At 59.2% G+C, this 21,738-nt stretch carries 18 protein-coding genes; 10 read left to right on the forward strand and 8 right to left on the reverse strand.

The window, feature by feature from the left end:
- Positions 1–5 precede the first annotated feature (5 nt).
- From GGR28_RS05225 to GGR28_RS05235, 3 genes are read right to left on the reverse strand one after another with little or no spacing between them, the layout of a single operon-like run.
- Complete coding sequence (locus GGR28_RS05225; protein ID WP_183494687.1) at positions 6–725, reverse strand: CDP-alcohol phosphatidyltransferase family protein; 720 nt, start codon at positions 723–725, stop codon at positions 6–8.
- The gene (locus tag GGR28_RS05230) at positions 718–1,566 is read right to left on the reverse strand and encodes a hypothetical protein (RefSeq protein ID WP_183494688.1); all 849 of its coding nucleotides are present in this window, start codon (positions 1,564–1,566) and stop codon (positions 718–720) included. The genes GGR28_RS05225 and GGR28_RS05230 overlap by 8 nt, the downstream gene beginning before the upstream one ends.
- On the reverse strand, positions 1,567–1,851 hold the full coding sequence (locus GGR28_RS05235) for a hypothetical protein (protein ID WP_183494689.1): 285 nt from the start codon (positions 1,849–1,851) through the stop codon (positions 1,567–1,569). It abuts the gene before it with no gap.
- Positions 1,852–1,965: 114 nt separating this feature from the next.
- On the opposite strand from GGR28_RS05235, the gene GGR28_RS05240 reads away from it, so the two are divergent.
- From GGR28_RS05240 to GGR28_RS05250, 3 genes are all read left to right on the forward strand, one after another.
- Positions 1,966–3,177, forward strand: a complete 1,212-nt coding sequence (locus GGR28_RS05240; protein ID WP_183494690.1) for an acetyl-CoA C-acyltransferase — start codon at positions 1,966–1,968, stop codon at positions 3,175–3,177.
- The gene (locus GGR28_RS05245) at positions 3,174–5,306 is read left to right on the forward strand and encodes a 3-hydroxyacyl-CoA dehydrogenase NAD-binding domain-containing protein (protein WP_183494691.1); all 2,133 of its coding nucleotides are present in this window, start codon (positions 3,174–3,176) and stop codon (positions 5,304–5,306) included. Before GGR28_RS05240 ends, GGR28_RS05245 begins: the two co-directional genes overlap by 4 nt.
- 149 nt (positions 5,307–5,455) lie before the next feature.
- Complete coding sequence (locus GGR28_RS05250) at positions 5,456–7,249, forward strand: sigma 54-interacting transcriptional regulator (protein WP_183494692.1); 1,794 nt, start codon at positions 5,456–5,458, stop codon at positions 7,247–7,249.
- Here the strand turns inward: GGR28_RS05250 and GGR28_RS05255 are convergent.
- From GGR28_RS05255 to GGR28_RS05265, 3 genes are all read right to left on the reverse strand, one after another.
- Positions 7,246–10,530 (reverse strand): chemotaxis protein CheB, encoded by a 3,285-nt coding sequence (locus tag GGR28_RS05255; protein WP_183494693.1) that lies wholly within the window; start codon positions 10,528–10,530, stop codon positions 7,246–7,248. The genes GGR28_RS05250 and GGR28_RS05255 overlap by 4 nt on opposite strands.
- Positions 10,531–10,633: 103 nt before the next feature.
- A complete protein-coding gene (locus GGR28_RS05260) occupies positions 10,634–10,999 on the reverse strand; it encodes a hypothetical protein (protein ID WP_183494694.1) in 366 nt (121 codons plus the stop codon).
- 175 nt (positions 11,000–11,174) lie between these two features.
- Complete coding sequence (locus GGR28_RS05265; RefSeq protein ID WP_183494695.1) at positions 11,175–12,236, reverse strand: chemotaxis protein CheB; 1,062 nt, start codon at positions 12,234–12,236, stop codon at positions 11,175–11,177.
- Positions 12,237–12,331: 95 nt separating this feature from the next.
- Between GGR28_RS05265 and GGR28_RS05270 the strand changes: the two genes are divergently transcribed.
- From GGR28_RS05270 to GGR28_RS05300, 7 genes are all read left to right on the forward strand, one after another.
- Positions 12,332–13,432 (forward strand): mandelate racemase/muconate lactonizing enzyme family protein, encoded by a 1,101-nt coding sequence (locus GGR28_RS05270; protein WP_183494696.1) that lies wholly within the window; start codon positions 12,332–12,334, stop codon positions 13,430–13,432.
- Entirely contained in the window at positions 13,429–14,811 is a 1,383-nt protein-coding gene (fumC, locus tag GGR28_RS05275) for a class II fumarate hydratase (RefSeq protein WP_183494697.1), read from the forward strand. The genes GGR28_RS05270 and fumC overlap by 4 nt, the downstream gene beginning before the upstream one ends.
- A 25-nt stretch (positions 14,812–14,836) precedes the next feature.
- Positions 14,837–16,855 carry a vWA domain-containing protein gene (locus GGR28_RS05280; protein ID WP_183494698.1) on the forward strand — a complete coding sequence of 673 codons (2,019 nt, stop codon included), beginning with the start codon at positions 14,837–14,839 and terminating at the stop codon, positions 16,853–16,855.
- 22 nt (positions 16,856–16,877) lie between these two features.
- Entirely contained in the window at positions 16,878–18,149 is a 1,272-nt protein-coding gene (locus tag GGR28_RS05285) for a dihydroorotase (RefSeq protein WP_183494699.1), read from the forward strand.
- On the forward strand, positions 18,134–19,087 hold the full coding sequence (locus GGR28_RS05290) for a glycosyltransferase family 2 protein (protein WP_183494700.1): 954 nt from the start codon (positions 18,134–18,136) through the stop codon (positions 19,085–19,087). Before GGR28_RS05285 ends, GGR28_RS05290 begins: the two co-directional genes overlap by 16 nt.
- Positions 19,080–19,523, forward strand: coding sequence for a nucleoside deaminase (locus GGR28_RS05295; protein ID WP_183494701.1), 444 nt, complete (start codon positions 19,080–19,082; stop codon positions 19,521–19,523). Before GGR28_RS05290 ends, GGR28_RS05295 begins: the two co-directional genes overlap by 8 nt.
- An 80-nt stretch (positions 19,524–19,603) precedes the next feature.
- Positions 19,604–20,137, forward strand: a complete 534-nt coding sequence (locus GGR28_RS05300) for a hypothetical protein (RefSeq protein ID WP_183494702.1) — start codon at positions 19,604–19,606, stop codon at positions 20,135–20,137.
- Here the strand turns inward: GGR28_RS05300 and gmk are convergent.
- Both gmk and GGR28_RS05310 read right to left on the reverse strand, forming a co-directional pair.
- The gene (gene gmk, locus GGR28_RS05305) at positions 20,076–20,711 is read right to left on the reverse strand and encodes a guanylate kinase (RefSeq protein WP_183494703.1); all 636 of its coding nucleotides are present in this window, start codon (positions 20,709–20,711) and stop codon (positions 20,076–20,078) included. The two genes, GGR28_RS05300 and gmk, sit on opposite strands and share 62 nt — an antisense overlap.
- A complete protein-coding gene (locus tag GGR28_RS05310; protein ID WP_183494704.1) occupies positions 20,701–21,582 on the reverse strand; it encodes a YicC family protein in 882 nt (293 codons plus the stop codon). Before GGR28_RS05310 ends, gmk begins: the two co-directional genes overlap by 11 nt.
- Between the last annotated feature and the right edge of the window lie 156 nt (positions 21,583–21,738).

The following is a 21,738-nucleotide window of genomic DNA, read 5'->3' on the forward strand; positions in this document are numbered from 1 at the left end:
GCGGCTTATTCCGGTTTTCTCCGCTCCTGCGCGCCGCCGCCCGCATACGTATCGACGGCGGCCAGAACCGCATAGTAAGCGATGGTCACCAGACACACCCCCCGCCACACCGGGCTTGCTTCCGGGTAGTACCAGACATTGGCGATTGCGGAACCGATAAACCCCACGGTAGCCAGCAGCGTCAGCGGCCACCAGCGCCCGCCCCGGCTAGGATAGGCAAACAGGATCGGCAGGAAGTGCATCACGGCGAAGGTCACCACGAGGCCTACCACGGCGACCTGCGGCAGATCCGGCAGCACGAAAATCAGGAGGTACACCACCATGTTCCAGAGTACGGGAAAGCCCACGAAGTGTTTCCCGTCCGCGCTCACCATTCCTTCCATCCCGTAGTAGAGGGCCGCGGAGAGGAGCATGGCAAAGCAGCACAACAGGCGGGGCAGGTAGGGTAATTCGATCGCCGCGTAAAACAAGTAGGCGGGCAGAATAGCGTAGGTAAAAAAATCGATGACGTAGTCGATGGTTCCCCCGTTGACCCGCGGCAGCACCTCCCCCACCCTGGCCAGGCGGGCGAACGTACCGTCTACTCCGTCGATCACCAGCGCGACCAGTAGCCACATCATTGCCGTCCGGTACCGGCCTTCGGTGACCGCGAGTAAGCCCATGAAGCCCGCCAATAATCCAGTGGCGGTAAATACGTGGACCGACCAGGCCGCAAGCTTACGCATGTTGTTTCTTTTTCGCGGCCCGTTTATCGGCTTTCCGCCGTTCATTTTCGCTCATTTGGTAGCCGACCAGATGAAGATCACTCTTTTCGCGCAGTACGATGGCGGCGGCTACAGAGGTTACCAGGGGCCCCAGCACCGTACCCAGCACCGGTACTTTGAGCATCAGGAAGAGCGGCAAGCCCAGGCCCAGGCAGATACCGATGTAGTTGCGCCAGAGGTGCCGCAGGCTCTGTTCGATGGTAAGATCGAATTGCTCGTTGTAATTGTCTGCAATCGCATATCCGAGGATCAGCGACTGCACACCGACGGCGTACCACCAATGAATGAAGGAAGGCAGCAGGCTTTGACCGACATTGATGAGTACCTCCTGGAGAACAAGGGCCATGATCGACACCTTGATCATCCGCTTTTGCGCCCGCAGGAAGGGTTTAAAGGTGTGGGCCTCCTTCTCGTCGCGGTCCACGATCACCCGCAGGGAGCGCCGCATGAAGTGGTAGATGACCACTTCAAGCAGGATGAGCACCACCCAGTTGAGGGCACCTTCGGAGAGGCTTTCGTAAGCACCCACGGCCAATCGGTACACCAGGCTGTCGGCACCGATAGCCATGGCGTACAACGGATCGTCGGCGTGGTGCTGAAACCAGTCGACCACCTCCGAGATCATCGTCAGTCCTACCAGAATGCCCACGACCACGAGTGCGCGGGCGACCCATCCGTAATCCCGCAGGCCCTCCCACAGGCGGTGGTTGCGCATGAAGCGCCAGGCCCGTGGAAACGACATCAGGGTATAGAAAAACTCGTGAACGCCGTAGCGAAACCGGGTCGGGCGATCGCGCTTCATCTAACTTTCCGAAATTCCCTGACAGCGTGCGAGTTCCTGACGCAGTCGTTCGTTTTCATCCCGCAGTTCCTGAACGCTCTCGAAGGTGGCGGGAGCCTCGCGGGCGGACGAGGGCGGAACGTTCATCTCTTCCCGGGGTTCGGGATCCTGAATCCCCAACCACCCCTTTACGTTACGGACGGGATCTTCCCCGTTGTAGAGTGCGGCACCGACGTAGACGATGGGCAGAGCGATGATCAAAAATATGATGAGACGGCTGAAGCCGGTGAGTCTGGTCCTTGGCATGTTGCGATAATTTCTCCCAAAATAATGCGTCGGGGTCGCAGGCGCAAAGGTAAGTCTACGAAAGCGGTGCAATGAACGACGTATATTGTCGCGTCTCCACAAACCCCGCTTGCCTTGCCGACCGAAGCCTTTATCTACGATGCGCTACGCAGTCCCCGGGGCCGCGCCGCCTACCCCGCCGACCTCTACGAAGTAAAGCCGATCGAAATACTCTCCCAGTGCCTGACCGCGCTACAGCGGCGGTGCGGGCGGGAAGACCTCCCCACCGAGATCGATGACCTGGTCATCGGTTGCAATACACCGGCCGGAGACCAGGGGTACAACATCGCCCGGGCGGCCCTCCTCTACGCCGGCTGGGGCAGGGCGCGGGGCGGACTGCAGATCAACCGGTTCAACACCAGCGGCCTGGAGGCCATTAATCTGGCCGCGGCGCGCATTACCGCCGGCTACGGGGAGACCATCATTGCCGGTGGCCTGGAGGTAATGTCACGGGTACCGACCTACCTCAACAGCGGTCCGATGATGAACGATCCGGCCACCGTGATCAACAGCCATTACATTCCCCAGGGCGTGGCGGCCGACCTGGTGGCCAGCACCCACGGGATACGGGGCGAAGACCTTGATGCCTACGCACTGCGCAGCCACGCCAAGGCCGTTGCCGCCCGGGATGCCGGCTACTTTAGCCCCAGCATGGAGATCATCACCGACCAGAACGGCCTCCCCATCCTCACGGAGGACTCCCTACCCAACGCGGACCTCACCGCCGAGTTGCTGGCCCAGCTGGAACCCCGCTTCGCCGAAATGGGTCTGGCCGGTTTCGATGAGATGGCCCTCCACCGTTTCCCCCTCGTCGACCACGTCGATCACCTGCATACCAACGGCAACACCAGTCCGGCTGCCGACGGCTGCGCGCTCTGTCTGCTCGGCAACCGGGCGGCCGGTGAAAAACTGGGACTGAATCCCCGGGCCCGCATTCGTGCCGTGGCCATGTCTGCCGTTGACGCTACCCTCCTCACCGGCGGGGTGAACGCGAGTGACCTGGCGCTCAAGCAGGCGGGACTGAGCAAGCGAGACATCGACCTGTGGGAATTCAACGAATCCTTCGCCGCGCCCTCCATTCGGTTTCAGCAACGGCTTGACATCGACGACGACCGCCTCAACGTACTGGGGGGAAGCATTGCCCTCGGTGAGCCCCTGGGTGCGGTGGGTGGCATGATGCTCTGCCAGATCCTCGATGAGCTCGAGCGGCGGGATCTTTCACTGGGGAGCCTAACCATTGACGCGGGCGCCGGCCTGGCGGTCTGTACCATCATCGAACGACTATGATCCATTACCGGAAAGACACCGACAACATCGTAACGCTGATTCTCGACATGTCGGGTCGGTCGGGCAACCTGCTCAATCACCAAATCGTCGCGGCTTTCGCTCCGGTGATCGAGCACCTGAAGCAGGAGAAGGCGGCCGGCAAGCTGAACGGGGTCATCATCACCTCAGCCAAGCAGGACTTCCTGGAAAGCGGCGACCTGGACTACCTGTACCGGCTGGAGGAACCCGCACGCGCCTTCGAGGCCGCCCAGCAGCTCAAAAAGTTTCTGCGCGACCTCGAAGTGCCGGGCGTACCGGTAGCCGCTGCAATCAACGGAGACGCGCTCGGGACGGGCTTCGAGCTGACCCTGGCCTGCCATTATCGCATCGCGCTGGCGGACAGCAAATTACGGATGGGCCACCCCGAGGTCAAAATCGGCCTGATCCCCAGCGGCGGGGCGATCATTCGCCTGATGTGGCAGCTGGGCATCGAACGGGCTTATCCCCTTTTGTTGGAGGGCCGTCGCTACAGTCCCCAGGAAGCCGTAAAGGTGGGGATCATCGACGACCTCGCCGCCGATCGCGAGGAGATGCTGGCCCGCGCCAAACGGTGGCTACTGGAAAATCACGACGTGCGTCGCCCGTGGGACGATCCCGACGGCAGCATCCCCGGAGGTACCGCCGCCGACCCCAATCTCGGCCACCGCATCCGCCTGCTTACGGCCCGCCTTTCCGCCCACACCAACGACCTGTATCCGGCCAAGCGAGCCATCATCGATCTGCTGGCGGAGGGCAGCAAACTGGACTTCGCCACCGCCTACCGGCTGGACAGTCGCTACTATGCCCGGGTAGCCACCAACCCCGTAACCAAAAATATGATCTCCACCTTCTGGTTCGACAAGCAGGCCGTACGCGGCGGGGTGGGTCGGCCACGGGGCTACGGGAAATTCCGCGCCCGGAAAGTCGGCATCATCGGTGCCGGCCAGATGGGTTCCGGGATCGCCTTCCTGTGTCTGCGCAACGGCCTGGAAGTGATCCTCAAGGATGTAAGCCAGCCGATTGCCGACCGGGGCAAGGAATTCGTCGGTGCCAAGATCGACGAATACATCGAGCGGGGAACCTTCCAGCCCGAAGACCGGGAACAGCTCCTCGCCCGGATCACAACCACCAACCAGAGCGATCACTTCCGCGACTGCGATATCGTGGTGGAGGCCGTATTCGAGAACAAATCGGTAAAAACCAAGGTGACCCGCGAGGCGGAGGAGCACCTCGACGAATATTCGGTGTTTGCCACCAATACCCTATCCATCCCCATTACCGAACTGGGCAAGGAAAGCATGCGACCGGAAAACTACGTAGGGCTGCACTTTTTCTCGCCGGCCGAGAAGACCTCCGTGGTCGAAGTGGTCGCCGGCGATGCCACCAGCGATGAAACCGTCGCGCGGGCCTTCGACTTCGCCATCAGCATCCGCAAGCTTCCCATCGTGGTGAAGGACAGTTGGGGCTTCTTTGCCGCCCGGGTACTGAACACCTATATCCTCGAGGGCATCACGATGCTCCGCGAAGGCTACCCCGCCGCCCTGATCGAAAACATGGGCCGTCAGGCCGGAATGAAATCCGGACCACTAACCCTGGCGGACGAACTCGGGCTAAAACTCGTGTTGCGCTACGAACAGCAGGCGGCGGAGCACTACGGCCAGCGGTACCTTCAGCATCCGGCCGTGCCCGCGCTGGAACTTATGCGCGACGAACTGGAACGCAGCGGCAAGAGTAAGCGGGTCGGATTTTACGACTACGAGGAAAACAACCGCGCACGGCTCTGGACGGGCCTGGAGCAGCACTTCCCCGTTACGAAGGAAGACTACGACCGCCGCCGGATGAAGGACCGTTTCCTGTTCGCCCAGGTCATCGAGGCGGGCTGGTGCCTGCAGGAGGGAGTGATCAACCACACGGAAGCCGCTAACCTGGCCAGCGTGTACGGCTGGGGCTTTCCGGGCTATACCGGGGGAGTCATGCGGTACATCTACAGCTACGGTCACCAGAACTTTATCGACCGGTGCCTGGAACTCAAGGAACGCTACGGTCAACGATTCACCGTGCCACGCTACCTGCGGAAATTGGAACTGAGTACGCTCACGCCGACCACCTGACCGCGCTTATTACTTTTAATAAAAAAAACGGTATTTCGACCTTCTCCCGGCAATTTATTACATAGAATGAGTGTTGATGAGTAACCGTTGTGCGTTTCTGCCCATCCTTCCCGTGCAGAAGAAGCGATCGGTAGCCATTTTGACTATTTATGCCGGACACTGCTGACGTTTTAGGTAAAATTCTGGAAACGGTGCCGCTGCCGGCGTTCATCGCCCATTACGACGGCAATATCGCCTTCGCCAACAACTCGCTAACCGCCATTTCCGGTCAGCCCAACCTCGTGGCGATGGATCGCACCCTGTTCGGTCTGGGCATCTTTCATAATTCAGCCGAGTACCGTGGGTTCATTCAGAGTTTCAAGCACGGCGGAAGCACCCGGCGACTCGTACTACCGGTGGGCAGGTTAAATGCCGTAAACCGCCCCCTCATCCTACTTGCATCGCAGGTGGAGTTCGCGGGAAAGCCCGCACTCTGCGGCATCATCACCCGCAACGGCGCAGCGGGAGAAACCCTCAAAAACAACCATCCCAGTAATTCGAATGATCTGCTGGATCGCCTGGGCTGTTTCACCATGCGCGTTGATCGGGAAGGTCAGCTCCTGTTCGTCAACTTTCCGATGCAACATGAGCTGGGAATCAAGCGTGACGTGCCGTTACCCCACCTTACGCGCATCGATGCGGAGAACGATGTCCACGCCCTCAACCGCATCCTGAATACCGCCCATTCCCAGGGATCTACCACTTACGAAACGACTCTGCAGCGTGAGAATGGCACCCTGGTTCCGGTAGAAGCACTGGTAAAATCCATGCGAAAACCCGAGCATCAGGGGCAGTTCCTGATTACGGCCTTTGACATCACGGAAAAGCGCCAAACCCAACGGGAGCTGCAAACTTTACAGATCGAGAACGAAAAACTGCTGCATGAGCTAGCGCAAATCGGTAATCAGGGATCTAAGCATACGGGTGCCCGGGGAGACAACCATACCATCATCAGCATCAGCCCCGCTTACGCCAAAGTGCTGAAGCAAATCGATCAAGTAGCCCGGACCGACAGTACCGTATTGATTACCGGAGAAACCGGGACCGGAAAGGAACTGATCGCCCGGGCGATTCACGAAGCTAGCCAGCGCGCCGACCGCCCGTTGGTGATCCTAAACTGTGGCGCGCTGCCTGCCGAGCTCATCGAGAGCGAACTGTTCGGTTACCGCAAGGGTGCCTTCACCGGCGCCCGCGGCGATCACCTGGGTCGCTTCGAACTGGCTGACGAAGGCACCCTGTTTCTGGACGAGATCGGTGAGATGCCCATGTTGCTGCAAACCCGGCTGTTGCGGGTGCTGCAGGATGGAGAATTTACTCCACTCGGAGCCAAAGAGAGTATTCACACCAATGTGCGAATTATCGCCGCAACCAACCGAAACCTGCGGGAACGCGTGGCCCAGGGCACCTTTCGGTCCGATCTATACTTTCGACTCAACGTTTTCCCGGTACACAGTGTCCCCCTGCGCAATCGGCCGGAGGATATTCCCGTACTGGCGGAGCACTTCATTCAGAAGTACGCCCAACCCCACCGAACGCCTCCAGTCCTGCGGCCGCAGGACCTGGTCAGGTTAGCAGAATACCCGTTCGACGGTAACGTCCGCGAGCTGGAAAACATCATTCAGCGCGCCCTGATTGTCAGCGGCGGTGAGTTTCTGGAGATTAGCCTGGATGGGCCCGCAGTGCATCCGGAGGCCGCGGACACTTTCGGTGCTACCCGTTCATCCGCCCCCCGCATTCTCAATTTTGAAGAAATGCAGCGGCAGCACATTATGCAGGTGCTGGGCATGACCGACGGCAAGGTTAGCGGTAAGGGGGGAGCCGCGGAATTGCTTGGGCTGAATCCACAAACTTTATTCAGCAAAATGAGAAAGCTCGGTATCGACCGACGGGGGGCAAAGTCCTAATCGCCTACTTCAAAACTGATCAGGCTCAGCTTATCCTTCAGGTAGACCGGTCGGTAGATCACCTGTAACACCTTGTCGCTCTCCCGTAACTCATCGACCGGGTACTCTACCAGCACCTGCAATTCCCCGTCCTTTATCCGCTGCAGGGCTGCGCGGAAGCGTGCCAGTCCACTCGTCGTAAGAAATTCACTGAGTGGTCTCTGCAGGTAATTATCCTTTCCATCTTCAAACCGCTGGACGTTATTGACCATCACGAGGCGCTCGTTCTCCAAATTGATGAGTCCGGCTGCCCGGTGCAGGTTCGACATCATCCGCTGGTAGCGCTCGATGGTCTGGGTCGCCTGCTTCCTTTCTAGCTCCACATTGGTGATGTCGTGAATAATCAGCATGACCTGATCGACCGTCGCTTCTTCGCGGGAGTTGCCTTCGAAGTTACCGATCGGAATGAGCTCGATCTCGATCTTGGTGTCGGTACCTGCATCAGATTTTAGCGCGATGTTGACCAAATTCACCCTGGCCGTGTCGAAGGTATTGCGGAGGCTGTCGCTGAAGCGAACTTTGTCCTGGGCTGACCCGATGAGATCGGTGAAGTAAATCCCGAGCAGTGCTTCCTGGCTGTAGCCCGGCATGGGAAGATTGATGTCCTCGATGCGGCTGTTTTCCTTTACGATTGCGATAATTTCCTGAGTGTTGTGGAAAATGGCCTCGTACTTGGTGGCCATGTCGGTCAGCCGCTTGCGGGTTCGCACCAGGTCGTTGATGTCGACGAACGTGATGACGACTCCCGCTACTTCCTGACGGTCCGTCAGGTACGGGAGTATACGCAGCAGGTAGCAATTTCCGTTGCGGTCCTCGATTTCCTGATCGATGCGGGTATTGTCCTCCAGCACCTGTGCACAGAGCTGATCGATCACCAGCGTATTGAAGGGGGTAGCAAAGGCGGCAATGGGACGACCGATATCCGAGGTGTGGAGGTCGAACTGTTGCCCGATGCCCGGCGTAAATCTTCTGATCCGAAGGTCGTTGTCGACGAATATGGTGGAAATCTGAGTGCTCTTCATCAGATTGGTCACATCATTATTGATGTCGTTCAGCTCCTCGTTTTTCCGCTGAAACTCATTGTTGACGGTGTACAATTCCTCGTTGACCGACTGAAGCTCTTCGTTCGTGCTCTGCATCTCCTCATTGGAGGCCAATAGTTCCCGGTTGCTGGACTGAAGCTCTTCGTTCGTGGCTTCGAGTTCGTTGTACAGTTTGTGGGCCCGTTGTTCGGACCGCAGCAACTCGGTTTGCAGTTCCCGAATTTTTTCCTTCAGGCGATTGGTAACCGTATAGACCTCTCCGTCGTCGCCCTTGGTGGGTAGTTCGACGTCTTCCACCGGCACAAATTCTACCGTGGCCACTTCCTGACCGGCTTCAAGAAAATCCTGCACGCCAAATCGGACCTTCATCAACCGTTCGGGCTGATCCCTGCCGGCGATGTTGACCTGCTCGTAGGATCCGTTGCTTTTCGACTTCATCACCCGGTCCACTCCGGCCGTAATGACTTTCTGAGCATCGTCATTCATGACCGTCAACAGGGAGAGCCGCGCATTGTACCGCGGCATTTGCAGGATTCCGTTGAAATCTCCGTTCAGGTACAGTATGTCGTAATTCCGGTCGACGAATAAGGTGGGCGGTGCATACCGTTCCGATAAGTACCGGGCGTAGATATCCATGGTGGTCTTTCCTTTAGATGGTGTCTGCTCGGCCGTCTGTTCCGGTTGCAAACTGCTCCTTTCCTTTAATTTAGGTTGCGAACCTAACTGGGGTGTCTTGTTGATAGTGATCGGCTGGAATACCGGTGCGATCGTCTCGCCGGACAGTGTCTTGCCCCCCACCTTTTTGTGGTAGATCTTCCAGCGACGATTGACGGAAGTGAATGCCGACTTCATTGGCCCCAGGCTCTCGCTTGGCCCGAGGAAGAGGTAGCCCGTCGGGTTAAGTCCGAAATGAAAGTTTGCCAATATGCGTTGCTGAATATCCGAATTGATGTAGATCAGGAAATTCCGGCACGACAGCAAGTCGATGCGGATGAAGGGCGGGTCGTCCAGTAGGTTCTGAACGGCAAAAAGAATGTTCTCCTTCAGTTCGGTCTTCACCTGGTACCCACTCGACGTCGGCGAAAAATACCGTTGGAGGTAGCCGGCCGGCAGGTCAGCGGCAATCGTACTGTCGTATATCCCCTGTGAGGCGAAGATGATAGAATTCCGGTCGACGTCCGATCCAAAAATCCGGTAGGGGACGTTTAGATTATTCCCATCTACGTACTCCTGCATGAGAATGGCTACGGAGTATGCTTCCTCGCCGGTGGAGCAGGACGGCACCCACACCCGCACCTCCTCGTCGGTCGTTTTGTGCTCAAACAGTTTCGGTATAATCTGATTTTTTAGAATCTCAAAGGCTTCCTGATCGCGAAAGAATCGGGTGACGCCGATCAGAAAACTCTGCCGCAGCTGCTGTAGCTCTTCTTCGTTCTCCAGCGTCGTCGTAATGTACGCCCGGAGGCTCTCCGCCTCGGTGATGAGGATCCGCTTTTCAATTCGACGTAAGATGGTAGTCTGCCGGTAGTGGGTGAAGTCTATCCGCGTCGTTACCCTGATTCGTTCAAGTAAAGTGTTCAGCAACTCGGCGTCGTTAAGGTCCGTCAGTTGCGTCGTCTCCAACTGCACGGAACGCCCCTGCCGGAGAATCATCGTCAGGCGACTGGCCAGCAGGGCCGGCGGGAGAACAACGTCGGCTATGTGCTGCCGCACGACGGATCGTGGCATCCCGTTGAATTGAGCGGAGTCCGGGTGCTGAACCATGACCAGCCCCCCCCGGGCTTTGATCTCCTTCATGCCACGGCTACCGTCCGTTCCCATTCCCGACAGTACGATGCCGATGGCCTCTTCCTTGCGGGATTCCGCCAGGCTAAAGAAAAAGTCGTCGATGGGCAGGTAAAGGGCATTGCGGACCGGATCGCGTGGGGTAAGCCATAGCATGTCGCTGACGGTCACCTCGAACTTCGGCTGGTTCACGTAAATGTGATCCGGTTCCGCCAGGGTGTTTTTTTTGAGGGGCACGACGGGCATTTTCGAAGACCGCTGCAGGATGCTAGCCATCGAGCTCAGGTGATCGAGGGGCAAATGCTGTACCACCACAAAGGCCACCCCTAATTTGGCGGGCAGCTCCGAAAAAAAAGATTCAAGTGCCTGTAGTCCTCCGGCCGATGCACCAATACCAATTATTCTTACGGCCATACTTGAAAGTGTAATAAACAGCGGGTGCCCATCAGCTCCAATGGGCAATAATTCAGGGACTGAGACGCGAATGCGCACAATCTACATAACGCCCCTCTGTAGTCTAATCGAGGTCAAAGTTACTCCAAATCGACTTCCACTGATTCAAGTACTGATGATCGGGGCAAGTATCGGAGATCATCATGGCCCCCAGCCTGATCTGGTACGAGATCACTTCCGGAAGCAGGGTGGAGTGTAACACTTCGAGCTCTTCCTGTAGTTCTCCGTCGGAACGGGACAACTCTCTGCGAAAGTAAGCCAGCTTCTGTCGGGTGATCCGCCAGGTCTGGTGCAGGTGACTCTGCAGCGCAGGTGGAATGGGAAGGGCCTGAATCAGCCGGACGACTTCCGCCGATTGTCCGTCAAGGCGATCAAGGTAAGCGACGGTATTGCCCCCAAAAGTGGAGCAAGTATCCTGTAGGTTTGACATGAGATTGTAACTATAGAAAATTCAATCATATCAATCAAAAACCATACCAACTATTCAAATCACTGCTATTCAACCACAAACGCGTTAGGTAAAGTTTAATACGAATCGCTGCGGGATGGGATTATACAATATAATAATCCTTGTTACTAAATGTAATAAATTATGAAATATAACATTACTCCCCCGCGGGTTTGGTTGTGGCGTCCAGTTGAGTACCGGAATACGACGGGTCGCTGGTAATGATCATGCGTTGTACGTCCACCGCCTGGCGCTGAAATCGCAACGCGCGCTCCCGGTACTGCTGGGCAAGTTCATCGCCGAGCCCCTCCTGGATCTTATCGGCCATCCGTTCGAGCAACAACCGGGCTTCTTCCATTCCCCGCATCAGTTCCCACATGCTCTTCTCGAGGTTGTCGCGCAAGCTGTTGAGCAGGGAGTCGCCCGTATGGGCGTGGCCGGTGTGGCAGCGGTAACGGACCAGGTGGCCCTCTTCAAACTGGGTAAGGGCGCCGTGGCACTCCGGACAGGTTAGCGGCGACGGCCCGCCGTGCTCCAGCAGCCCCATCATAAGCCCGTTGTCTCCCTTTCCGATTCCAATTTCTATCTGTAACAATTTTTCGTCCGTCAACCCGGCCCCGCCCGATGTTGGTACGATCCTCTCCCGGCAGATGCTTCCCATCAACTTACCGATCTCATCGGCCCGCAAAACGTGATCCACCTCGGTATACTGCATCACACCACTGGGCATATCGGGGAAGATAGCCTCCTCAGGGTCCTGCACTATGGCCGTTCCTCCGTAGCGCTTGATCGTCCACATCCCCGAGGTGCCGTCGTTCAGCACACCGCTCAGCACGATTCCCACGACGCGTTCCCGGTAGCAAACCGAAGCGGAGCGAAACAGCGTATCGACCGCCGGCCGGAACCGGTTCTCACGCGGCCCCTTGGAGACGACGACGCGGTTGTCCTCCACGATGAGGTGGCGATCCGCACTCGCCATGTAGATTACCCCGGACCGCACGACCTCCCCATCCTCGCCCCGCTTAACCTCCAGATTGGTGTGGTGCTGGAGGATCGTGCCGAGGTTGCTCTGGGCGTAAGGCGGCATGTGCTGCACGATGAAGATCGCCGCGGGCAGATCGTCGGGCAGTGCCTTGACCATACTGATGATGGCTTCCAATCCGCCGGCCGAGGCACCGATCACGAAGATGTTCCGGTAATTTTTTTGCAGTGTGGCCATAGGTGTTTCATGAGAGCGGCGGCGCGCAGGAGCAACGAAACTACGGAAAATAGTGCAGCCGGCCGGTATACCTTCGTCGTTCTATCTACCCATACATGCTCATCCAAGAAATCGTTCTCTTTCCGCTCCGAATCCCCCTCTCCAAACCCTTCGTTATCTCGCTGGGCCCGCTTACCCACGCGGAAAACCTGTTCGTGAGAATCCGTACCCGCGACGGGCGCACGGGCTGGGGGGAGGCTAGTCCGTTCCCCACGATTCACGGGGAAACCCTGGACGGAGCGCTGGCAATTGCTGCCTTTTTGGCACCAAAGTTGCTTGGACTTGCGGCTGACACCGCACCTGCGTACACCGCCCTGCTCCGACGTACGATCCACGGAAACCACGCCCTTAAGTCCGCCTTCGACATGGCGTGTCACGATATTGCCGCCCAGGCGGCCGGCTTACCCCTGTACCGCTACCTGGGAGGCAACTCCCCGAGAACTCTCTACACCGACTACACCGTAAGCCTGGGCCCGGCACACCAAATGGCGGCCGATGCCCGGGAGATCAAAGCGGCCGGGTACCCGGTGATAAAGGTTAAACTGGGCGATGGTGCCGAACGGGACGTCGAGCGGATCGCGGCCATCTCTGCCGCAGTGGGCCACCAAATACCGCTGCGCATCGACGCCAATCAGGGCTGGACCTTCGAAGAAGCGGTAATCGCCCTGCGCGGGCTGGCCGGCTTCAATATTCAACACTGCGAAGCCCCGATCGACCGTTACGAATGGATGCGCCTCCCCGAATTGCGCCGCCTGAGCCCCATTCCGCTTATGGCCGACGAAAGTTGCTGGAACGTAGACGACGCCCGCAGGCTCACGGCCATCGGTGCCGTAGATCGCATAAACATCAAGCTGAGCAAATCCGGTGGCCTCTACGGCGCGCGCCGCATTGCCGAAACGGTCGATCTGCCGCTACAGGTCGGTGGGTTCCTGGAGTCCCGCCTGGGCTTCACCGCCGCGGCTCACTTCGCCATGAGCACGGACCAGGTGGAATACTGCGACTTCGATACGCCCCTGATGCAGGTGGAGGATCCGGTGGAGGGGGGAATTACTTACGGAAGCGGGGGACAGGTACACCTCCCCGATGCGATCGGCCTCGGCGCCCGCCTACGCCCGGAATATCAATTACCTTCGTCTCCCCAAACAGTTATATCATGAATACCCGCCAGGAAAAAGACAGCATCGGATACGTAGACGTACCCGCCGAGCGCTACTGGGGTGCCCAGACCCAGCGCAGCTTCACCAACTTCGACATCGGAGGCCAGCTCATGCCCCGAGAGATCGTACGCGCTTTCGCAATTTTGAAGAAGGCCGCAGCCCGCACCAATGCCGAACTGGGTGTACTCGACCGCCAAAAGTCCGACCTCATCGGACGCGTAGCCGATGAAATTCTGGCCGGCGAACTCGACGACGAATTTCCCCTGGTGGTCTGGCAGACGGGCTCCGGCACCCAATCTAACATGAACGTCAACGAGGTCATTGCCAACCGCGCACACGTGATCGACGGAGGAAAGCTGACCGACGCCGATCGGGTTTTGCACCCCAACGACGACGTCAACAAGAGTCAGTCGAGCAACGATACCTTCCCCACCGCCATGCACATCGCGGCCTACGAAATTCTGATCAAAACGACGGTTCCGGGAGTAGAGCAGTTGCGGGATACCCTGCGCGAAAAATCGGACAGCATGGCCGACGTGGTCAAGATCGGCCGCACTCACTTTATGGATGCTACGCCCCTCACTCTGGGCCAGGAATTCAGCGGCTACGTCAGTCAGCTGGAGCACGGCCTGCGGGCGCTGCGCAATACCCTCGACCACCTGTCCGAGCTAGCCCTCGGGGGCACGGCCGTCGGTACCGGGCTCAACACGCCGGAGGGATACGCGGACCGGGTAGCCCAGGAGATTGCCGACCTCAGCGGTCACCCTTTTCGAAGTGCCGACAATAAATTCGAGGCACTGGCCGCCCACGACGCGATCGTAGAAGCCCACGGAGCCCTTAAGACCCTGGCCGTAAGCCTCACCAAGATCGGCAACGACATCCGGATGCTGAGCAGCGGACCGCGGTCGGGAATCGGTGAGATCGTCATTCCCGCCAACGAACCCGGCAGCAGCATTATGCCCGGCAAGGTCAATCCCACCCAGAGCGAGGCCCTCACCATGGCCATGGCCCAGGTGCTCGGCAACGACGTGGCCATCAACATCGGCGGCATGAACGGACACTTCGAACTGAACGTGTTCAAGCCGATGATGATCTACAACTTCCTCATCAGTGCCCGCCTCATTGGCGATGCCTGCCGCAGTTTCGACGCCAACTGTGCCCGCGGCATCGAGCCCAATCGCAAACGGATCACCGAGCACCTGAACAACAGCCTGATGCTGGTCACCGCGCTGAATACGAAGATCGGGTACGACAAGGCCGCGACCATTGCCAAGAAGGCCTACGCCGACGATACCACCCTAAAGGCGGCGGCCCTCGAACTCGGCTACCTCACCGGCGAAGAATTCGACGCCTGGGTAAAGCCGGAGGATATGATCTAGCCGCCCCACCCCACTACACCAACTTATGTCCTTTCTCTTTCCTTCCTTCCTCTGGGCGCTCGGCCTGATCGCCATTCCGGTGATCATTCACCTGTTCTACTTCCGGCGGTTTCGCAAGGTGTACTTCAGCAACGTCCGTTTCCTGCGGGAAGTAAAGGAAGAGACCAGTATGCGGAGCCGGTTAAGGAATCTCCTGATCCTCCTGCTGCGGTGCCTAGCCGTGGCCGCCCTGGTCGTTGCCTTCGCCCAGCCCTTTCTTCCGGCCGACCGGGGTATGATCGCGGGCCGTAAGGACGTGAGCATTTACGTAGACAACAGCTTCAGCATGGGTGCCGAAAGCGACCGGGCCCCACTGCTGCAACTGGCGCGGGACCGGGCGCGGGATATCGTCAGCGCCTATGGCCCCGAAGACCGCTTCCAGGTCCTCACCAATTCCTTTAGCGGCAGCAGTCAGCGGCTGGTGGGACGGGAGGACGCATTGCTGGCCATCGACGAGATTGCCGTTGTGCCGGAAAGTCGCAAGCTTTCCCAAGTGCTGGATCGCCAGGCAGCGGCCCTCTCCTCCGCGGACGGCGACAACCGGATCGCTTACCTGATCTCGGATTTTCAGCAGAATATCACCGACATCGGGGAAGTAGATACTGCGGTCGACGTCAACCTACTTCCCCTGACCGCGGTGCGGGAGCGCAACGTAGCCGTAGATTCGGTGTGGTTCGACGCCCCCGTTCCCCAGTTCAACCAGAACAACCTCGTGCTCGTCCGCGTACGGAACTTCGGAAGCGAAGCCCAGGACAACGTTAGGCTCAGTCAGGTTTTCGAGGGGCAGAAAAAGCCCGGGGGCACCCTACGTATTCCGGCCGAGGATTACGTGATCGACAGCATCTACCTTAACATCAGCCGATCGGGCACGGGCAACGCCGAACTGAGCATCACGGATTTTCCGGTTACGTTTGACGACACCTACTATATAGCTTTCCAGACGACCGGGCGCGTGCCGGTTCTCAACATCGACGGCGACGGCACGCCGGATCGCAACCTGGCCGCCGCGCTCCGGCTGGAGGTCTTTGAGCCCACCTTCGTCGGCGCCCAGAACATCGACTACGGCAATCTGGGCGCGTACCGACTCGTGGTCCTGACCGATCTGCCGGAGATCGCCAGCGGGCTCGGAGAACAACTTCGGCAGTACGTGCGGGACGGAGGCAACCTGCTGATCTTCCCGCCCGCCGCGGCCGGCCTCACGAGCTACAACGCCCTGCTTTCCTCCTTCCCCGCCGACGAACTCCAGCCCTTCCAGCCCCAGACCCGGGAGGTAAGTACCATCAATGCGGCGGAGTTCATCTTCGACGGCGTCTTCGAGCGGGAACGGGGAGACCTCGATCTGCCCACCAGCACCGGCAATTTTCCCCTCACCCGTTACGGCAACCGCCGGCAACAGCCGCTCCTCACCTACCGCGACGGCAGCACCGCACTGGCGAAGTACGCAGTGGAGGACGGCAACCTTTACCTGATGGCGTTTCCCCTCTCCCCCGAGGTCAGCGACCTTTCGGTCAATGCCGAAATATTCATTCCCATGCTGTACAAAATGGGGATCAGCAGTGGACGCCGCCGCCCCGTGGCCTACACCATCGGGCAGGACGAAGTCATCGAAACCAGCCGGCGGCAGGCCAGCGCGGAGATCGTGTACAAGCTGCGCGGTCCGGGGGGAGAGTTCATCCCCGAGCAGCGGACGATCGGCAACCGGGTGGCCCTCGGCCTGGGCGGTCAGGTGCCGGAAGCGGGAATCTACGAACTCATCATCAACGAAGAAGTGGTGGAGTCGTTTGCCTTTAATTACGACCGAACGGAGTCTGACCTACGCTACACTTCCCCGGAAACACTGGCCGCGATCCCTAATGTTTCCGTCCTCAACCCGGAAAGCCAGGCCACCCTTACCTCCGACATAAAGGAGCGCAGTGAGGGGCGCCCGCTCTGGAGGTACTTCATCTGGGCGGCCCTGATCTTTCTCCTCCTCGAAGCGGTCCTCCTGCGGTTCTGGAAGGTCTAGAAAATGATACCTTTGGCCCACTATGCTGCTCCGTTCCGTTTCCATCACCGACACCCATAGCCCGCACCACGGCAAAACCCAGGACGTGCGGATCGCCAACGGCCGGATCGAGGCCATCGCGGACGAAATTTCCGCCCGGGACGGCGAGGAAGTATTCTCACACGAGGGTGCCCGCCTCTCACCGGGATTTGTGGATATCGGTGCCTACCTCGGCGATCCCGGACACGAGGAGCGGGAAGACATTGCCAGCCTGACCGCCGCGGCCGCCGCCGGCGGTTACGTTGCCGTAGCCGTCCTTCCGACCACCGATCCGGTCCGCCAGTCGGTCGCCGACATGACCTACCTGGCCAGTCACAACGGCAGCAGCGCGGTCGACCTGCTCCCGCTGGCGGCACTGAGCCGCGACAACGCGGGCAAGGACCTTACCGAGATGATGGAGCTGGCCGCCGCGGGTGCCCTGGCCTTTACCGACGGACCCGGTCGTTCGGCACCCGGCAACCTGCTCAAGCGCGGGCTCGAGTACGCCAAATCGTTCGGAGGCACCATCATTGACTCACCCTACGATACGGACCTGGCCGAGGACGGTCAGGTTCACGAAGGGGGCGTGAGCGTGTCGCTGGGACTGCGTGGCATTCCGGTAATGACCGAAACCATTCCGCTGGCCCGGGACCTTACTATCCTCTCCTATACCCACGGTCGCTTACTCCTCCACCTGATCTCCTCGGCGGATTCGCTCCAACTGATTCAGGAGTACCGCGACGGAGGGGGCGATCGCCTGGTGGGCTGCACGGTCAGCGCCCACCACCTGACCTTCACCGAGGAGTCCCTGAGCGGCTTCGATCCGAACTTCAAACTGCTCCCCCCACTGCGGGAAACCACCGACCGGGAGGCACTCCGGAATGGCGTACTGGAGGGTCGGATCGAGGCCATCGTTTCCCACCACCGGGCACGCCACGGGGAAGAGAAGGACCTGGAGTTCAGCTACTCGGCCTTTGGTGCGCGGGGCCTGGAAACGGCCCTGCGGCAATTGCTGTCCTGGGCGGATACCGATGAGAAACTGGAACGGGTGATTGCCGCCCTTACCGTGGGTCCGCGCCGCTTACTCGGTCTGCCGCCCCTCTCCGTTGCCGAGGGGAACCCGGCTCAACTTACCCTATTCACTACGGAGGGCAGCAGTACGTTTACCGTCGATCAGCTGCGGGGCAAGACGACCAACAGTCCCCTGCTCGGCCTCGAGTTGCCGGGTCGCATCCTCGCCACCGTCAACAACGACCGCCTATGGACATTAGCGTAGTCGTCCCCCTTTTCAACGAGGAAGAATCGTTGCCCGAACTGACCGCCTGGATCGACCGGGTCATGCAGTCCCACAACCTCAGCTACGAAGTCTGGCTGGTCGACGACGGCAGCACCGACAACAGCTGGCCGGTGATCCAGCGGCTGGCGCGGGAGAATGAGCACCTCAGAGCCGTTAAGTTTCAGCGCAACTACGGGAAGAGTCCGGCGCTCAACGTCGGCTTTCGCCACGCCAACGGCGACGTCATCATCACCATGGATGCGGACTTACAGGACAGCCCAGACGAAATCCCCGCCCTCTACCGGATGATCACCCAGGACGGCTACGACGTCGTTTCCGGCTGGAAAAAGGAACGCAAGGACCCCATCGGCAAGACCCTCCCCTCGAAATTCTTCAACTTCGTGACCCGCAAGGTCAGCGGCATCGAACTGCACGATTTCAACTGCGGGCTCAAGAGTTACCGCCGCAACGTGATCAAATCGATCGAGGTCTACGGCGACATGCACCGCCACATGCCCCTGCTGGCCAAGTGGGCGGGGTTTCGCAACATCGGCGAAAAGGTGGTCGTACACCGCGAGCGGAAGTACGGCTACTCCAAATTCGGCATCTCCCGCCTCATCACCGGCTTTCTCGACCTGCTTACCCTCATGTTTGTCGGCAAGTTCGGCAAGCGGCCCATGCACCTGTTCGGCACCCTGGGGACGGTAATGTTCGTGATCGGCTTCATCACCGCCCTTTACATCGGCGGCGCCAAAATATACGCCCTTACGAATAATATGCCGAAGACCCTGGTGACCGACAACCCGTGGTTCTTCATCAGCCTCACGACCATGATCATGGGTACCCTGCTCTTCGTTACCGGCTTCCTGGCCGAACTCGTGGCACGCTCCAATCCCGACCGGAACCATTACCTCGTGGAAACCGTCCTGGATGCTTAAGGTGTACGATGATGCATACTTCATGCGGCAGGCTCTGATCCAGGCCAGGCTAGCGGCCACGATGGGCGAGATACCCGTGGGTGCCGTGGTGGTGGCCAGCGGCCGCATCATTGCCCGGGGCCACAACGAGACCGAGCGGCTCAACGACGTAACGGCACACGCCGAGATCATTGCCCTAACGGCGGCCGCCAACCACCTCGGCGACAAATACCTGCTCGACTGTACGCTGTACGTGACCCTCGAACCCTGCCCGATGTGCGCCGGGGCGCTCCACTGGGCCCAGACCTCCCGCATCGTGTACGGGGCCAGCGACGACAAACGCGGGTTCATGCGCTTCGGCCGCGAACTGCTGCACCCCCGCACGAAACTCGAGTTCGGCATTCTGCACGATGAGTGCGCCGAGTTGATGACCGAATTCTTCCAGCGCCGCCGTTAAACTTGGCTTAAACCCCTGCCCCCCTCCTGACTTATTCGGGGCTGTGACCTTACTATTATCTAGTCCAAGCCCATCCCGCCATGCTCCGCCTCCTGCCCCTGGTTTTTCTCTGTTCTTTCTTTACGGCTTGTGGTCCCCGCCTCAGTCCGTTTACCCAGCGCCTCTACGAAGACCAGGGGTGGCAGGACGAGGAGTTGCGTCGGATCCAATTCTACCTTTCCGAAGACGTCGTACTGCAGCGTGAATTGCGGAACGACCGCACCCGCATCCGGAAGGGTACCGTCAGTGTAATTGACGGCCGGGAGGTGGAGCAGATCGTCTTCAAGCGAAACACTCCGGGGGTGTTCGTCTTTAGTCCCAAGACCCAACGGGTGGCCATCTCGTTCGAGTCCGACAACGACAACTTCCTCGTCTTCGGCCCCAATCCGAAAAATGGAAACCGGTACACCCTACTTGCCGGCGATTGGACACGCAACTACGGGACGGTCACCTACGCCGGTCGGGAATGGCGGGTATCCAGTGCCGACGCCTTCGCCAGCCTGTTGATACCGCTCAAGCGCCTGCGGGAGGGTGATACCCAGGGTCGGATCGTGGGTGGCCGACGGATTGACTAGCGAGGAACTCCCGCGTGATACGTTCGGCTTCCGCCAGGGCGGTCGGCAGATCGTCGTTGACCAGGACGCGGTCAAAGCGATCGCGGTAGCCGAGTTCCTCTCCCGCCCGTGCGATACGCACCCGCAGGCTATCGGCATCTTCCGTACTCCGGTCGCGCAATCGCTGGAACAAAATCTCCCGCGACGGGGGCGCCACGAAGACCGCCAGGCTGCCCTCGGGGTAGTGAGCTTTTATGTTCGTGGCCCCTTTGACCTCGATATCGAAGACCACCGCATTGCCCCGTGCCCAGTTGCGGTGCAATTCGGAGTGCAGGGTACCGTAGAGGCGCCCCGGGTACACCTCTTCGTACTCGACGAAGTCGCCGGCAGCGACCCGGCCCATAAATTCCTCCTTGCTAAGAAAGTAGTAATCCCTTCCGTGGACCTCTCCCGGTCGCGCGGGGCGGGTGGTTGCCGAGACCGAGAACGCCAGTCCGTCGAAGCTTTGCAGCAAGTGGCGGACGATAGTGGTCTTTCCGGCGCCCGACGGGGCGGTGAAGATCAGCAGTTTTCCGTGGGCTTGCTCAGGCAACATTGGCGAGCTGTTCTTTGATCATCTCCAGGTGTTCCTTCATGTTCACCACTACCTTCTGCAGGTCGGCCGAGTAGGATTTGGCACCCAGGGTATTGATCTCCCGGCCCATTTCCTGGCTGATGAAATTGAGTTTGCGGCCCTTCACGTCGTCGTCGTTGTTGAGGATTTCCAGGAAGTACTCGCAATTTTGCCGCAGCCGGACTTCCTCTTCGTGGATGTCCATTTTCTCGAGGTAGAAGATCACCTCCTGCTCGTAGCGGTTTTTGTCGACGTTGGCGCGGCCCATGTAATCGTCGAGGTGCTTTTCCATCCGTTCGCGAACGGCGGCGATCCGTTGTTCGGCGTAATCGCCTACTTCCCCCAGCATGTCAATAATGGCGCGGACGCGGGTGCGCAGGTCATCGGCAAGAGCAGTGCCCTCCTGGTGCCGATAGTGCTGCAGTCGTTCGATGCACTGGCGGGTCACCTCTTGAAAGTTGCCCCAGTCTTCCGGTGTCAGTTCGCCCGACCCGGAATCGATGATGCCCGGCGTGCGCAGCAGGGCGGGTACCAGTCCGTCGAGGGTGCTTTCGGGCAGGGAGGTATTCAGGTTGAAGTAGATGTTGGTGCTCAGGGATGTGAGCAGGGGTAGGTCGACCTTTACTTTTCCGGTTCCTCCGTCGTCGACCAGTTCCAGGTTGAGCTCCAGTTTACCGCGCTTGACCTCCGCCAGAACGAGCTTACGGAGCTCGAGTTCGTGGGCGTGCAGGTTGTGGGAGGTCCGGATCCGGACGTCGGTCTGTTTGCTGTTGAGGCTCCGCAATTCCGCGGTGTATGTCTTGCCCCCATCGGTGAGGGTGGCCCGGCCGTAACCGGTCATGGATAGGAGCATGATGGGGTATGTTTTTAAGGAGGTGCGAATATAGGGCAACGGCTCCGGCTACGGGTCGTAGTGGGTTGATGCTCCCCGTTTTCCGCCCGAGAAAAGCCAGGATGCTTCACACATAAACGACTGATTGTAAAAGAAATAGTTCTCCATATGGGGGGA

It is taken from the genome of Neolewinella aquimaris (assembly GCF_014197245.1).
Classification (GTDB): Bacteria; Bacteroidota; Bacteroidia; order Chitinophagales; family Saprospiraceae; genus Neolewinella; species Neolewinella aquimaris.